The organism is Paenibacillus turicensis (assembly GCF_017873435.1).
Lineage (GTDB): Bacteria > Bacillota > Bacilli > Paenibacillales > Paenibacillaceae > Fontibacillus > Fontibacillus turicensis.
In genome coordinates this window covers 39,767-53,736 of sequence record NZ_JAGGKG010000022.1, presented here as the reverse complement: position 1 = coordinate 53,736, position 13,970 = coordinate 39,767, and the positions used below count along the sequence as shown (strand labels likewise).

The 13,970-nt window shown below is 39.3% G+C and carries 10 protein-coding genes; 1 reads left to right on the top strand and 9 read right to left on the bottom strand.

Going from position 1 to position 13,970, the window contains the following annotated elements; genetic code table 11:
- Positions 1-329: 329 nt before the first annotated feature.
- The 9 genes from J2Z32_RS18815 to J2Z32_RS18775 all read right to left on the bottom strand — a co-directional run bounded on the left by J2Z32_RS18815 (position 330) and on the right by J2Z32_RS18775 (position 12,550).
- A complete protein-coding gene (locus J2Z32_RS18815; protein WP_210090734.1) occupies positions 330-1,379 on the bottom strand; it encodes an NAD(P)/FAD-dependent oxidoreductase in 1,050 nt (349 codons plus the stop codon).
- Between the two features lie 108 nt (positions 1,380-1,487).
- Positions 1,488-3,800 carry a histidine kinase gene (locus J2Z32_RS18810; protein WP_210090733.1) on the bottom strand — a complete coding sequence of 771 codons (2,313 nt, stop codon included), beginning with the start codon at positions 3,798-3,800 and terminating at the stop codon, positions 1,488-1,490.
- A 50-nt stretch (positions 3,801-3,850) separates the two neighbouring features.
- A complete protein-coding gene (gene kdpC, locus J2Z32_RS18805; RefSeq protein ID WP_210090732.1) occupies positions 3,851-4,453 on the bottom strand; it encodes a potassium-transporting ATPase subunit KdpC in 603 nt (200 codons plus the stop codon).
- Between the two features lie 33 nt (positions 4,454-4,486).
- Positions 4,487-6,517 (bottom strand): potassium-transporting ATPase subunit KdpB, encoded by a 2,031-nt coding sequence (gene kdpB / locus J2Z32_RS18800; RefSeq protein WP_210090765.1) that lies wholly within the window; start codon positions 6,515-6,517, stop codon positions 4,487-4,489.
- Positions 6,518-6,542: 25 nt separating this feature from the next.
- A complete protein-coding gene (gene kdpA, locus J2Z32_RS18795) occupies positions 6,543-8,225 on the bottom strand; it encodes a potassium-transporting ATPase subunit KdpA (RefSeq protein WP_210090731.1) in 1,683 nt (560 codons plus the stop codon).
- A 34-nt stretch (positions 8,226-8,259) separates the two neighbouring features.
- The gene (gene kdpF, locus J2Z32_RS22735; RefSeq protein ID WP_425343019.1) at positions 8,260-8,337 is read right to left on the bottom strand and encodes a K(+)-transporting ATPase subunit F; all 78 of its coding nucleotides are present in this window, start codon (positions 8,335-8,337) and stop codon (positions 8,260-8,262) included.
- A gap of 224 nt (positions 8,338-8,561) precedes the next feature.
- Entirely contained in the window at positions 8,562-8,960 is a 399-nt protein-coding gene (locus J2Z32_RS18785) for a hypothetical protein (protein ID WP_210090729.1), read from the bottom strand.
- Positions 8,961-9,162: 202 nt separating this feature from the next.
- Complete coding sequence (locus J2Z32_RS18780) at positions 9,163-9,861, bottom strand: response regulator (RefSeq protein WP_210090728.1); 699 nt, start codon at positions 9,859-9,861, stop codon at positions 9,163-9,165.
- Entirely contained in the window at positions 9,854-12,550 is a 2,697-nt protein-coding gene (locus J2Z32_RS18775; protein ID WP_210090727.1) for a sensor histidine kinase, read from the bottom strand. The genes J2Z32_RS18780 and J2Z32_RS18775 overlap by 8 nt, the downstream gene beginning before the upstream one ends.
- Positions 12,551-12,812: 262 nt before the next feature.
- On the opposite strand from J2Z32_RS18775, the gene J2Z32_RS18770 reads away from it, so the two are divergent.
- Entirely contained in the window at positions 12,813-13,886 is a 1,074-nt protein-coding gene (locus J2Z32_RS18770) for an FAD:protein FMN transferase (protein WP_210090726.1), read from the top strand.
- The last annotated feature ends 84 nt before the right edge of the window (positions 13,887-13,970 follow it).

Sequence of the window (13,970 nt, the reverse complement as noted above, 5' to 3'; positions counted from 1 at the left end):
TTCCTTTTATATTGAAGTAAATGTATTGATGGAATATGATTTTAAGAGACAATCTTCAGAATCTCTCTGTCCCTTCGCTAGTTTGGGTTAGCGGTCAAGTAACCAAAAATAAATTAACATTATTTTTCGCTCAACTTAAAATCAAGACTTGGCAATAAGCTAACCAAGCGGAGGAGTAGAGAGATGGTGGAAAAGCCATAGCGGCCGCCTTTAAGATCACAATTTCATCATTTTAATACCTTTTGATACGAAATTGGGACCTTAACAGCGGTTGAAACCACTCTCTACTACGTAGCCTCTTACCTCTTACTTTGTCAAGTACTGATTACTTACTTTTTATAAACATCCTTCATCATTTCTCTGTTTTTCTTTATAAACAGGTCATTATGTGAGGAAACCATACCATATTCCCTTGCGTCTGGGGTCACGAATTTTTTCGCTTTATTCACTGCATTTGCTGCATCCTGAAAAGCACCCGCAATCAAATGTAGCTTGCCTTCGTAATTTAAAATATCTCCAGCTGCATAAATACCTGGTACAGAAGTTTCACTCATGGAGTTTCCAGCAACCCAGTACTCCTCCACCATATCAAACTTCACTTCACAATTTTCAAGTAACTCCTTATCACGATCATAGCCATGACTTATAATGACTTCATCCACAGCAATCTCGATTTCAGAACGATCTTCGCCTTTTTCTAGCAATACTGTTTCGATTAATGATTGATCTTGACCAGCGATCAGCTTTTTAATCGAGGTATTAAATAAAACTTCAACACCATTACTTTCCAGTTTGGAAATATCCGCTTCATGTGCTTTAAGCTGATCCTTACGGTAGGTCAAATATACTTTATCTGCAATTAATGACAATTCATTTGCCCAGTCTACCGCAGAGTGGCCCCCACCTGAAATTAATACCGTTTTATCTTTAAAACGAGCTAACGATTTTACGGTGTAATTTAAATTCGTCACCTCAAAGCGTTCCGCTCCTTCAATCTCTAGCTTCGTAGGATTTAAAATTCCGCCACCAATCGCAAGTATAACCGTCTTGCTTAAATGTTGATCCCCTGATGCAGTATGTAAAACAAAATGTCCTTCTTCCGCTTGTGCAATCGAAGTCACCTTTTCACCTAATACTACTTCTGGATCAAATGTAAGTCCTTGCGCCACCATCTGCTCAATAAGTTGTGCACCAGGCACAGGTGTTATTGCACCCACATCCCAAATCATTTTCTCAGGATACACATGCACCTTCCCACCCAGCATCGGTTGGAACTCGATAAGCTTTGTTTTCATTTCACGTAAACCACTATAAAAAGCAGCAAATAATCCCGCAGGACCACCGCCGATAATCGTAACATCCATTATTTCATGATTCATTATGATATAATTCCTCCCAATTATTGATAATGATAATGATAATTATTATCATATATATTACGTTATTATTTGCTAAACTGCAATCCCAAATAAAATATCGCCTAATCCTTACTTTTCGAAATCAGCCACGATTAGCATATCAATATGTCTTGCATTTCTTAATAAATAGTGGACAAGGGTTTCTCTAAATATAGTAAGCCACCAAGGTTTACGAGATTGTCCGATCAAAAGCTGAGTTGTGTGTACTTTATTCATACGGTCGAGGAGATGCTTATGAACTTTTCGATGACTCTCAATCTCCGTTATCTCCATATTTCCCCCAAGTTGTTCAGTGAGTAATCGTAACGAGTCAAGAAATTTTTGCTGTTCATTGCTTAAGGTAATTCCACTTTGAGCGTAATGAACAACCCATTTAGCTTTTAAGCGATGTGCAACACGAAAACCTCGACGTATCAGTTTTTCCGCACGACAATCTAAATCTACACATACAAAAATAACCTCTTCCCTACTCCATGCCCCCCTTAATGCGGCATCACGATCCCACGCCTCTAGCCGCTCATCCACATCATCTGCAATTTCTCTTAAAGCGAGTTCTCTCAGCGCAATAAGATTGCCAAGCTTAAAAAAGGAACTAAGCGCTTGATCAATTTTTTCCTGTGCATAAATTTTCCCTTCTTGCATTCTTGCCTGAAGCATTTGGGGTGTAACATCGATTAATTCCACTTCATTCGCTAATTTTAAAAGTGCATCTGGCACCGTCTCACGCACACGTACTCCTGTTAATTGCTCGACCGCGTCATTAAGGCTTTCTAAATGCTGCACATTTACCGTTGTAATTACAGATATACCTTGCTCTAGTATTCGAACTACATCCTGATATCGTTTGCGAGTTGCACTACTAGGTACATTGGTATGAGCTAATTCATCGATAAGCACGACTTCCGGATGACGGACAATAATGGCATTTGTATCCATCTCTTCTAAAATAGTAGTTTGATATTCTAGCTTCGCACGAGGGATTATTGGCAAATCACCTATTTGCTCCTGCGTTTCTTTTCTCCCATGCGTCTCTAATAACCCAATTACGACATCAATGCCTTTTTGAAATAGTATATTTCCTTCTTGTAGCATCTTATATGTCTTTCCCACCCCTGGGGCAGCACCAATGTATACTTTAAAAGTCCCCCTACGAATGCAGTCCACCTTTTGTTGAAGCTCACTATCACTTAACCGATGGAACCTTTTTTCTTGTTTTGTGGGAGTCGCTTTCACTGGGAGAATTCGTTCTCCTTCCTCCAAAGCCCGATCAGCCATGAGAAAAATATCAATGTTTTTTGATTTTCTAAGTACACGATTGGCGATAGAACCTTGCCAAATTTCCTGCCACACACTTTTTTGGGAATGTCCCATTACAATTCGGGTCACATTATTTGCAGTTGCATACCGAACTAGTACAGCAGGAAGTCGCCGTATGTTAGCTAAAGCTATTTCGTCAAAACTAACTTCAATCCGTTTCACTAACTTTTTAATGTATTTTTTAAAGTCTTGTTGTTCCTTCGTTAACGGCTTATTATTTTGTACAAATGAAACTACAGCCAAGTCACCACCAAGGCGTTTCGCAATCTGTTGCCCTCTTCGAATGTATAAGGAGCCATTCCAATGGTATTGTGCAGATACTAAAATGCGTTCTGTTGCACCAGATGCACCAACTAACCCTTGCTCCTCACGATGCCTATCTAATGAGTCGTTAACTCCTTCCGCCACAAGCCGTAAGGCAACTTCTCTTAGCACAGCAAGGTTCCCTTTCTGGGCTAACGCAGGATTGGGGTAATTACCCAAAATACCTTCTTCGATTCGTTTTAAAATGGTCTCTGGAGAAACATCAATGAGTCTAACTTCATCTGCTAACTCTAACGTATCTAGTGGAACAGTTTCTTCAACCTGTATTCCTGTAATTTTATATATAATTGGCTTCACATCAGCAAGTTCATATACGTTAACCGTCGTAATTACGCTAATTCCTTGATCCATTAAATATTTAATATCCATTAGACGCGTTTCAAATCTAGCACCGTCTCTGTTACGGTGTGCCAATCCATCTACAAGCAACACCTCTGGGTTGCGTGCAACAATATCATCAATGGGCAAATCCTTTTTCTCTAGCTCCCCCCTCCACCAATGAATACTTGGAATACGCTCTAGCTCATCCAGTAACTGCACAGTCTCCAGCCTTTGCATCGTAGATACGGCACTACAAATGACATCGATCCCTTGTCTTTTAAGCTGTAGCCCTTCCTGGAGCATATGATAGGTTTTACCGGAGCCGCTGACAGCACCAATAATGATCTTGAATTTGCCTCGATGTAGCTGATCGATAGAATACAATATCTCCTCTGGTGTTTTCCGTTTGAAAGGCGCCATGGTTAACCTCCAGCTTGTATTTTGGAATAAACCCAAATTAATATAAAATCTTAATTCCCTTGTTGCTGCTTAGAGAGTGCAAGATTTAATTTTAATACGTTAACACGTGGCTCTCCAAAAATCCCCAAGTCGCGCTCCTCTGTGTTTTCTCTCACTAATTCTTCTAATTTATGAGTAGATAGGCCTGTTAATTTACTAATTCTAGGAATCTGTACAATAGCTGATTGAGGTGTAATATGTGGATCAAGGCCTGAGCCTGAGTTTGTAATTAAAGCGATAGGCAACTGACTGATAGGAACATCTGGGTTATTTATTTCCCATGTCTCGATAGATCCCTTGATTCGCTTCATTAATTCCTCGTTAGAAGGTCCGTAATTGTTAGAGCCTGACGCCTCGGCATTAAACTGAATACTAGAAATGCGACCTTGGAAAAAATGCGGATCACTAAAGCTTTGCCCGATCAATTCGGACCCGATAATTTTACCATTGCTATCTGTGACCAAGCTTCCATTCGCTTGGTGTGGCATAAACAATTGAGCCAGCGCCGTACTAAGCAGCGGATATATAATTCCGCATAATATGATGAACACAAAGCTAAGCCGAACAGTCCCAAACCATGGTAGGTGCTGTGATCTATTTTTAGTCGTTTCCATCGTTTTTTCATTCCTTCCTATTGTTCGCTAACCTTACACCCATAAATGAACAAACAAATCAATGAATTTAATACCTATAAACGGGGTAATAATTCCGCCCAAACCATACACTAGCAAATTACGACTTAACAATTTAGCCGAGCTCATCGGCTTGTAGGAAACCCCCTTCATCGCTAACGGAATAAGCAGCGGAATGATGATAGCGTTAAATATAAGTGCTGATAAAATCGCAGACATAGGTGACCCTAATGCCATCACATTAAGTATCTTCAATTGAGGAATAGCTACCATAAACATGGCAGGAATAATAGCAAAATATTTCGCGATATCATTTGCAATACTAAATGTGGTCAAAGCACCACGGGTCATCAGTAATTGCTTGCCTATGGCAACTACCTCTATAATTTTGGAGGGATCAGAGTCCAAATCCACCATATTAGCTGCTTCTTTTGCTGCCGTAGTACCACTATTCATCGCTAACCCGACATCTGCTTGTGCTAGTGCAGGGGCATCATTTGTACCGTCCCCCGTCATAGCAACAAGCTTTCCAGCCGCCTGCTCCTTTTTAATGACCGCGATCTTATCCTCTGGCTTGCTCTCTGCTATAAAATCATCCACGCCTGCCTCAGAGGCAATCGTTGCCGCGGTTAATGGATTATCACCAGTACACATAATCGTTTTAATCCCCATTTTTCGTAGCTGATCAAACCGTTCTCGCATACCAGGTTTTACAGTATCCTTTAAATAAATCAAGCCAACGATCACGTTATCGACAGCCACAGCTAAAGGTGTACCACCCGCAGATGCAATTTTGTTTCCCTTCTCATCTAAATCTTCGGGAATCATTCCTCCGTTGCCACTCACCCAACTTTTCACTGAATCCACTGCACCTTTACGAATCTTTTGCCCATTCTGTAAATCCATCCCACTCATCCGAGTTTCTGCTTTGAATTCAACGAATTGTGCTTTATCCGCAACCTCAATAGTAAAAGTGAATCCTTCTTTCTTCACTAGTTCTAATACAGAACGTCCCTCTGGTGTCTCATCCTTTAACGAGCTAATGGCTGCCCACTGAGCCACAGACTCTACAGTACTATCGCCGACAGGGATAAATTCACTCGCCATCCGATTTCCAAACGTAATCGTTCCTGTTTTATCTAAAATCATTGTATCGATGTCACCTGCTGCCTCCACCGCTTTGCCTGACATCGCAAGCACGTTAAAACGGGTAACCCGATCCATTCCCGCAATCCCAATTGCAGACAATAAACCTCCTATTGTGGTTGGAATCAGACAAACGAGTAGCGAGATCAAGACAAGAATATCCAGTTTTATTCCGAGATAATCTGCCATAGGCGCCAGGGTCACGACAACAATTAAAAATATTAAAGTCAGACTCACAAGAAGCGTATTTAGTGCGATTTCATTTGGTGTTTTTTGACGCTTCGCACCCTCAACTAACGCGATCATAACATCGATAAAGGTGTGCCCAGGGTCACTAGTTATGCGCACGGTAATTTGGTCACTAACCACTCTAGTTCCGCCGGTTACCGAGCTAAAATCTCCACCTGCCTCTTTAATGACAGGGGCAGATTCGCCCGTTATTGCGGATTCATCTACAGATGCTAATCCCTCGATGACTTCTCCGTCACTTGGTATCATCTCGCCTTGAGCTACAATAACGATATCGCCTTTAAGCAGCTCCGTAGAGGGTATAGTTATCAAAGCGCCTCCTACGAGTTTATTTGCCATAATTTCTTGTTTGGTCTTTTTTAAACTATCTGCCTGTGCTTTTCCTCGACCTTCTGCTAATGCTTCTGCAAAGTTAGCAAACAACACCGTAAACAGCAAAATAAAAAACACAGCAATGTTAAATCCGATTTTATCCTGTGTGCCAAAATAGCTAGGGAACAAGATCATTAACAATACAACAAATGTCCCAACCTCCACCACAAACATCACTGGATTTTTCACCATTATGAGTGGATTACACTTTATAAAGCTGTCTATTAGAGCTCTTTTTACAATTCCAACAGAAAGCATACTTTTTCGTTTCGCATTCATGTTCATGTTCATCTCTTCACCTCATCTAGTTCAGGAGTACCAAATGCTCTGCAATTGGGCCAAGCACAAGCGCGGGTAAAAACGTTAATGCACCTATAACAAGCACAATTCCAATTAATATCCCCGTAAACAATCGCGTATCGGTATGGAATGTTCCAATCGTTTCTGGAACCCACTGTTTCGTAGTTAAGGAGCCTGCTACCCCAAGCAATGCAATAATTGAAATATATCTACCAAGCAACATGACCAAACCTGTAGTCATATTCCAAAATGTCGTGTTGTCCCGTAATCCTTCAAACCCAGAGCCGTTATTTGCTGCTGAAGAGGTAAATTCATATAACACTTGCGTGATGCCATGAAAGCCAGGATTACTAATCGCCCCTTTGCCAAGCTCTGTTATAAAAGCAATCGCAGTTGGCGCTAAAATTATAAATGGATGAACTAAAATCGCAATGGCAATCAGCTTCATCTCTTTTGGCTCAATTTTCCGCCCCATAAATTCAGGTGTACGTCCAACCATAAGCCCACATAGGAACACGGCCAAAATAGCATACATTAACATGTTGATTAATCCTACACCATCTCCACCAAATACATTGTTTAGCATCATAAGGATAAGTGGCACAAGTCCTCCAAGAGGTGTTAAGGTGTCATGCATATTATTGACTGAACCTGTTGTTGCCGCTGTTGTAACGGTTGTAAATAATGCAGATTGGGCAATACCGAAGCGAACTTCTTTCCCTTCCATATTGCCAATAGTAGCATCTACACCTAACGCATTGATTGCTGGATTACCAGTTAGCTCAGACGTATAGGATAGTGATAATAATGCTAAAAATAAGATAAGCATCGCACTAAAAATAACCCAACCTTGCTTTTGATTTTTTGCAAATCTACCAAATGTATAAGTTAATGAAGCGGGTATGCACCACATCGCCAAAATGTGAATAACGTTTGTAAGTGGACTTGGGTTCTCAAATGGATGTGTAGAATTCGCACCAAAAAAACCACCCCCATTTGTACCCAAATGCTTGATCGACTCCAGCGATGCGACAGGGCCAATCGCAATATGCTGTGTTGCTCCCTCCAACGTGGTTGCTTCTATTGTAGGACTCAATGTCTGTGGAACCTTTAAAGCAACTAGCAGCAATGTTACTATGATTGCCATAGGAAGAAGTAGTCTCGTTTGTACTTTAATAAAATCAACAAAAAAGTTACCTAATGATGTCCCTTTACGCGTTAAGCCACGAATAAAAGCAATAGCAACGACGATACCAGTGGCAGCTGATGTAAACATCATCATCATAATGACCGCCATTTGTGAGAAGTAGGTTAACCCTGTTTCCCCGCTATAATGTTGTAAGTTTGTATTGGTCATAAAGCTGATCACTGTGTTGAAACTTAGTGTAGGCTCCATGTTCGCAATGCCATTGGGGTTTCCAGGCAATATATTCTGAACTCGCAAAATCAAATAACTAAATGCCATAAATACGATATTAGTGACTAACAAGCTTAGCGTATATCGTTTCCAGCTCATCCCCTCTTGATTTTTTAAGCCTGCAATTTTATAAATTAATTTCTCTAATGGGCCAAATACTTTATCTGTTTTATTGTACTGATTAGAAAAAACATGATAGATATAACTTCCTAATGGCTTTACTAATAAAATCAAAATTATAATGACTATCACCATTTGCAAAATGGCCATTTCATGACCTCCTCTAACTAATAAAACCACACCTCTAAAATTTCTCTGGGTAAACTAGTGCATAAATGAGATACAGAAATAACAACACCGTCAAAACATAGACAATGATCATGACTGGTCCTCCTCCGCTTCCCCTGTCAACCTCCCACACCAGGTTAAAAACAAATAACATAACAGTATGGCACAAGCTAATGTTCCAATCATGATGAGATCCAGCATGCCATTTCCTCCTTTAAAAGAAATTACTTTTTATTATGAAATCCCTGCTAGATACTCAGAGTACCATGACCAGCATTAAGTCAGGATTAGAGCCTTCGGAACGAGATTAAGATTGCATTAAGATTTCTGTGGGGAGTCTAAGTAATACACATTTTCTCCTAAAGATTCATTGACAGCGTCTATAAAAGCGTTAGCTAGACCTGCATCATCCAGCTCATCCTGTTCATCCATCTTGGTTATGTTTTTTTGTGCCAAAATTAAAATTTGGTTGATTTTATCTTCATTAAATTGATAATTTTGTAACATCATTTCTTTTACACCTTGATTAGATGCTCCATTTGCAAATGCAACCGCCGCCTTGTATACATTGCAATCCTCGTATTGCTCCAACACCCCATTACTTTTGCTAAATTGATGGACAAAATCCATATATGCGAAAAACTTCTTACCAGCAAAAAAGATAATCAAAACAACGCTTAGCTGCTCAATATTTTTAATAAGCTCATACATTCTCATTGATCTTCCTCCCCTTTATTCCTAGAAATTGGATACACATCAATCGTAGCACCCTAGCCATTAACGTAGGATTAAGGTTTAGAATAAGGGATTAAGGAAAGATTTAGAAAAGATTTCGAATAGTTCAAAAAAGAAAAAAGAGCCCTTAAATCAGGACTCTTTCTGTTATTCTAAGCTACTTACTGCCGCCAAAATTTTAGTTCTAATCCTCGTTAATCTGCAACATTCGATAACCAATCCCAATATGGGTTTGAATGAGCTTTTGCTGACCTGAAGGTTCAATCTTTTTACGCAAAGTTGCCATAAAAACACGTAAAGCAGGAATATCATAGGGATGATTCCCCCATATTTCATGCAAAATATAATTATGCGTGAGCACTTTACCTACATATTTAGAAAGTAAGCATAATAGCTTATATTCGCTTGGGGTTAGATGGATTTCCTCATCCTGTAGCCAGACGCAACCTGCGGCATAGTCTATTTTAAGGACACCGTTTATAAAAATAGAGTGATCATATTGCTTTTCCTGGACATATTGAAGTCTTCTCAGGCTCACCCTCAACCTAGCTAACAGTTCCTCTACACTAAATGGTTTCGTTAAATAATCATCTGCGCCTGCATCTAACGCCTCGATTTTATCGCGATCCTCACTACGCGCACTGACCACAATAATCGGCATGTTTGACCACTCTCTCACTCTACGGATAATGTTTACCCCATCCATATCTGGTAGACCTAAATCAAGGATCATCAAGTCAGGTTGTCTTGTAGATACCTCCATAATGGCAAGCTCCCCCGTTGTTGCCGCTTGATAGCGATATCCTTGTGTCTCTAACGTTGTAGTAATGAGCTTTCTTATTGGCTTGTCATCCTCAACAACGAGAATAAATGGTTTATTCATCAAAATTCACCTCAGCAGCTGGTAATGTAAACCAAAAAACTGTCCCACAAGGATAATGATCGCGTAGTCCAATCTTTCCTTCATGAGCCTCAATAATAGATTTGCATAGTGAAAGGCCTAATCCTAAGCTACGCCTTCCATCTACATTAGATTTAAGCGTATAAAATGTCTCAAAAATTTTAGGTTTGTCCTTATCAGGGATACCAGCTCCAAGGTCTGCTACCTCAATCAGCACATTCTGATTTTCCTGTCTAGCTGAAATCGTAATTGCTGTGCCCACTTCTGTATATTTGATCGCATTGTCAATCAAATTAATTAATACTTGCACAATTAAGCGAGAGTCCATAGCTGCCATAAGTATTTCATCTGGCAAATTCATATTAATGATATGATTTGCTTTTTCACGTTTGACATGCTGCAAGGCTTCTAAAATGACATCTTCAATCACTTCAATTTGGAAATTAAAATTTAAAACTCCATTCTCAATGCGGCTAATCGCCAGCACATTTTCAACTAAATGATTTAACCAGACTGAATCATCATAAATATCAGCATATAGCCCCTTTACCTGTTCCTGACTTAACACTGAGCCATTACTAATTAGAATGCCCGCATTTCCTGAAATGCTAGTTAATGGGGTACGCAAATCATGAGAAATGCCACGAAGCAAATTGGCTCGAAGCTGCTCCTGTTCTATTTGTAGCGATATACTTTTTTGATGCTCACTAAGGTACTCTTTATCTAATGCAAGCGCACATTCACCAAGCATCGCAATCATTAAGCTCTTCTGGAAAGTATCTACTGGCTCTTGCTCCCCTAAATCAATCGCTGCAACGGCATGTACTTTTTCACCACTACGAACAGCAAAATATAACCACCGAACATTGGAAAAAGTATCCGTTGTTGCCCCCGCTGATTTATTATTACGTAATACCCAGTCAGCTACAATATACTCCTTATCTGAAATAAGCCCTTGCACCTGCTCTGCTGTTAAATCTGGCTTAGCAATTAAAATAGGCGATTCCGTTTTGTCATTATGAACAGGATAAAAAGCAACTGTTTTATCTAACAACTTCACCATTTGTCGTGCTGTTTCCTCCATAATTGCGGAGGCTGAATTCGCTTGCTGTAGTTTACGACTTGTCTCCAGCAAAACCTCTGTGCGATATGCCTTCTGAGCAGATTGTCGCGCTTGCTTGCGTACACGTATCGTCAGTGTACTTGTCATAAAGGAAGCAATCAACATGACCACAAATGTAACAATATAGCTTGAATCATACGCTTGAAACGAATAACGTGGTGCTGTAAATAAAAAATTGAAAATTAATACACTAATGATTGAGGTGATCCCACTGTAGAGCCTTCCCTGCGTAACCATTGCGTTTATTAATGCCCCTAAAATAAATACAGTAATAATATTCGCTTCCCGGAACCCTAACGCTTGGAACCATAAGCCTGCTAATGTACACATCAAAAGAATGAGTGTTGTTTTAAAGGCATCCATCCATGAAAAGGAGGATTCAAATTTACGGATAGAAAACTTTCTTTTCTCCTTGTAACGTGAATACGGAATAATATAGGTTTCGATGTTAGGTTCAAGACCAATTAGCTTATCTACGATTGTCGTTTTTGAGAAGCTTCGCTTACGCTCTGGGGAACGTCCCAATACAATTTTAGATACCCTACTTGTTTTCACATATTCCGTGATTTGCAAGGGAATATCATCCCCATAAACAGTCGCAATCTGCGCCCCTAATTGCTCTGCTAATCGAAAATTATCTCTTAACCCTGCCGAATTAAATTTTTCATCCTCTTTACTTTGGGTAGTTTCTACATATAAAGCTGTAAAACGAGCATGAAACACCTCCGCCATTCGGGCTGCTGTACGAATCACCTTTTTGTTAGATTCTGCGGCTGAAACACATACTAACAGATGATCTTTAATAGACTCATCGTTTTGTTTCGTCTTCATCGATTGCTGTGAGGCAATTCGCTTTAATTGTTGAGCTACAGTACGTAGTGCAATCTCACGTAACGCAAGTAATCTCTCTTTTTGAAACAACAACTTATAAGAAGCCATCTCTTTTTCACTTTTAAAAATTAAACCTTGCTCGTATCTAGTCATTAATTGCTCTATATCACAATCAATAAACTCTATAAAATCTGCACCATCTAATACATGATCCGGAATTCGTTCAGGCTCAGAAAATGCAATATAGGGAGACACGATATCTGTTAAACTCTCTAATTGCTGTATATTTAGTGTAGTGTACACATCGATTCCCGCCTGAAGTAGCTCCTCAATATCTTGATATCTTTTTTTATGTCGACTACCTGCTTTATTACGATATCCTAAGTTATCCAAGACGATTAACTGAGGTTTTCTAGCTAATGCACGATCTAGATCAAAATTATAATTAGGATAAGACATTCCATGATGCTCGATGAAAGGTAAATGCTCAAACTGTTGTAAAAGTGACTCAAGGCTATATTTCTGATTATTTTGAACGCAACCAATAATGACATCCCTACCCTGAACTAATTCCTTGTGAGCATTACATAACATCGTAAAGGTTTTGCCAACCCCTGGTGAAAAACCAATGAATATTTTCAAAGCGCCTCTTTTATTGTTGGCTTGATTTCTCGTTGCCTTTACATTCTGTAAGACATCTTCGGGCTGATGTGACATTCCTTCTCCACCCGCTTTCTAAAATTAAGAAATACTTTTAATAACAGTCAGAATGCTTCATCGGTCAGTATATCATGTATAATATCAGGATCGTATTATAATATCGCAGCTCGCATTAAGAATGTATTAAGATTTTGCAAATATTTTTTATTTATTTTCACATGCTACTAAGAAGTTATTTGTTATAATAGATTTTACGGATTCACGTATGCTTTTTGCTTTGGATACATTAATTTATTTCAACTAACGGATGGTGCCCTTCATGAGAAAAAAAAGTGTCATTATTACAGCCAGTATACTTTTGTTGCTAATTACTGCGACTAGCGTTTATTTGCTTCAAAATAAGAAAAAGGATAACCCTACTCCAGCTTCTACCTCTGATTTTGTAACAGAAGACTATTTCATTTATGATACCGTGGTAAGAGTCAAGGTTTTTGGTGAGAAGGCAAATGAACAAACATTAACAGATATCGGGAATTTACTTCACGATTTAGACGATAAAATGAACAAAGATAAGGTTGGTAGTGAAATACAGCAAATTAATGCTGCCGCTGGTGTGTCTGCAGTTAAGGTCTCCCCTGATTTGTTTGAGTTAATTGCCCGTTCTATTAAATATGGAGATCAAACCAATGGTTTTTTTGATATCGCAATTGGCCCTCTCGTTGACTTATGGAAAATTGGGAACGAAGGTGCACATGTTCCTAAGCAAAACGAAATTAACACTGCAATGGCACTAACCAACTATAAGGATATTGAATTAAATAAACAGGAGCATAGTGTCAAGCTCTTGCGTAAAGGTATGGTGCTGGACCTTGGTGGAATCGGGAAAGGATACGCCGCGGAACAAATTAGAGCGTATTTGCTAAAAAATGGTCATGTAAGTGCCTTAATCAACATGGGAAGTAGTAGTATTATTACGGTAGGTAAAAAGCTGAATGGCTCGGATTGGTTATTAGGCATTCAAAATCCAGATCAAAGCAGAGGTAACTCCCTTGGAACAATAACCTTAAATAATGAGGTCATTAATACGTCTGGTGTTTACGAGCGTTTCTTTATACAGGATGGTGTAAGATATCATCATATCTTCGATCCTCGAACCGGTTATCCGATTCAAAATGGACTAGAAAGTGTAACCATTATCGGCAAGGATGCCGTTGAAGCAGAGGCGCTTACGAAAGGGATTTTTGTGATGGGCGTAAAAGAGGGGCTTAAATATATTGAAGGTTTGGATGGCGTTGAAGCTCTGTTTATTACAAATGAGCAAAAAATATACGCCACCTCAGGGTTAAAGGATAGATTAAAAATTACGGATCCAGCTTATACCGTAATATACTAATTGCTTCAAAAAAAGCTGTGCGAGCAATTCGCATAGCTTTTTTTGAAGGATTACTTCTATTTTCTAAGCTTAATTTCCTAAGCT

Bases quoted from the DNA above. Each gene is read 5' to 3' on its own strand.
- J2Z32_RS18780 (WP_210090728.1), bottom strand. From the start codon at position 9,861: ATGAATAAACCATTTATTCTCGTTGTTGAGGATGACAAGCCAATAAGA.
- J2Z32_RS18815 (WP_210090734.1), bottom strand. From the start codon at position 1,379: ATGAATCATGAAATAATGGATGTTACGATTATCGGCGGTGGTCCTGCG.
- J2Z32_RS18775 (WP_210090727.1), bottom strand. From the start codon at position 12,550: ATGTCACATCAGCCCGAAGATGTCTTACAGAATGTAAAGGCAACGAGA.
- kdpC (WP_210090732.1), bottom strand. From the start codon at position 4,453: ATGGAAACGACTAAAAATAGATCACAGCACCTACCATGGTTTGGGACT.
- J2Z32_RS18785 (WP_210090729.1), bottom strand. From the start codon at position 8,960: ATGAGAATGTATGAGCTTATTAAAAATATTGAGCAGCTAAGCGTTGTT.
- kdpA (WP_210090731.1), bottom strand. From the start codon at position 8,225: ATGGCCATTTTGCAAATGGTGATAGTCATTATAATTTTGATTTTATTA.
- J2Z32_RS18770 (WP_210090726.1), top strand. From the start codon at position 12,813: ATGAGAAAAAAAAGTGTCATTATTACAGCCAGTATACTTTTGTTGCTA.
- kdpB (WP_210090765.1), bottom strand. From the start codon at position 6,517: ATGAATGCGAAACGAAAAAGTATGCTTTCTGTTGGAATTGTAAAAAGA.
- J2Z32_RS18810 (WP_210090733.1), bottom strand. From the start codon at position 3,800: ATGGCGCCTTTCAAACGGAAAACACCAGAGGAGATATTGTATTCTATC.
- kdpF (WP_425343019.1), bottom strand. From the start codon at position 8,337: ATGATCATTGTCTATGTTTTGACGGTGTTGTTATTTCTGTATCTCATT.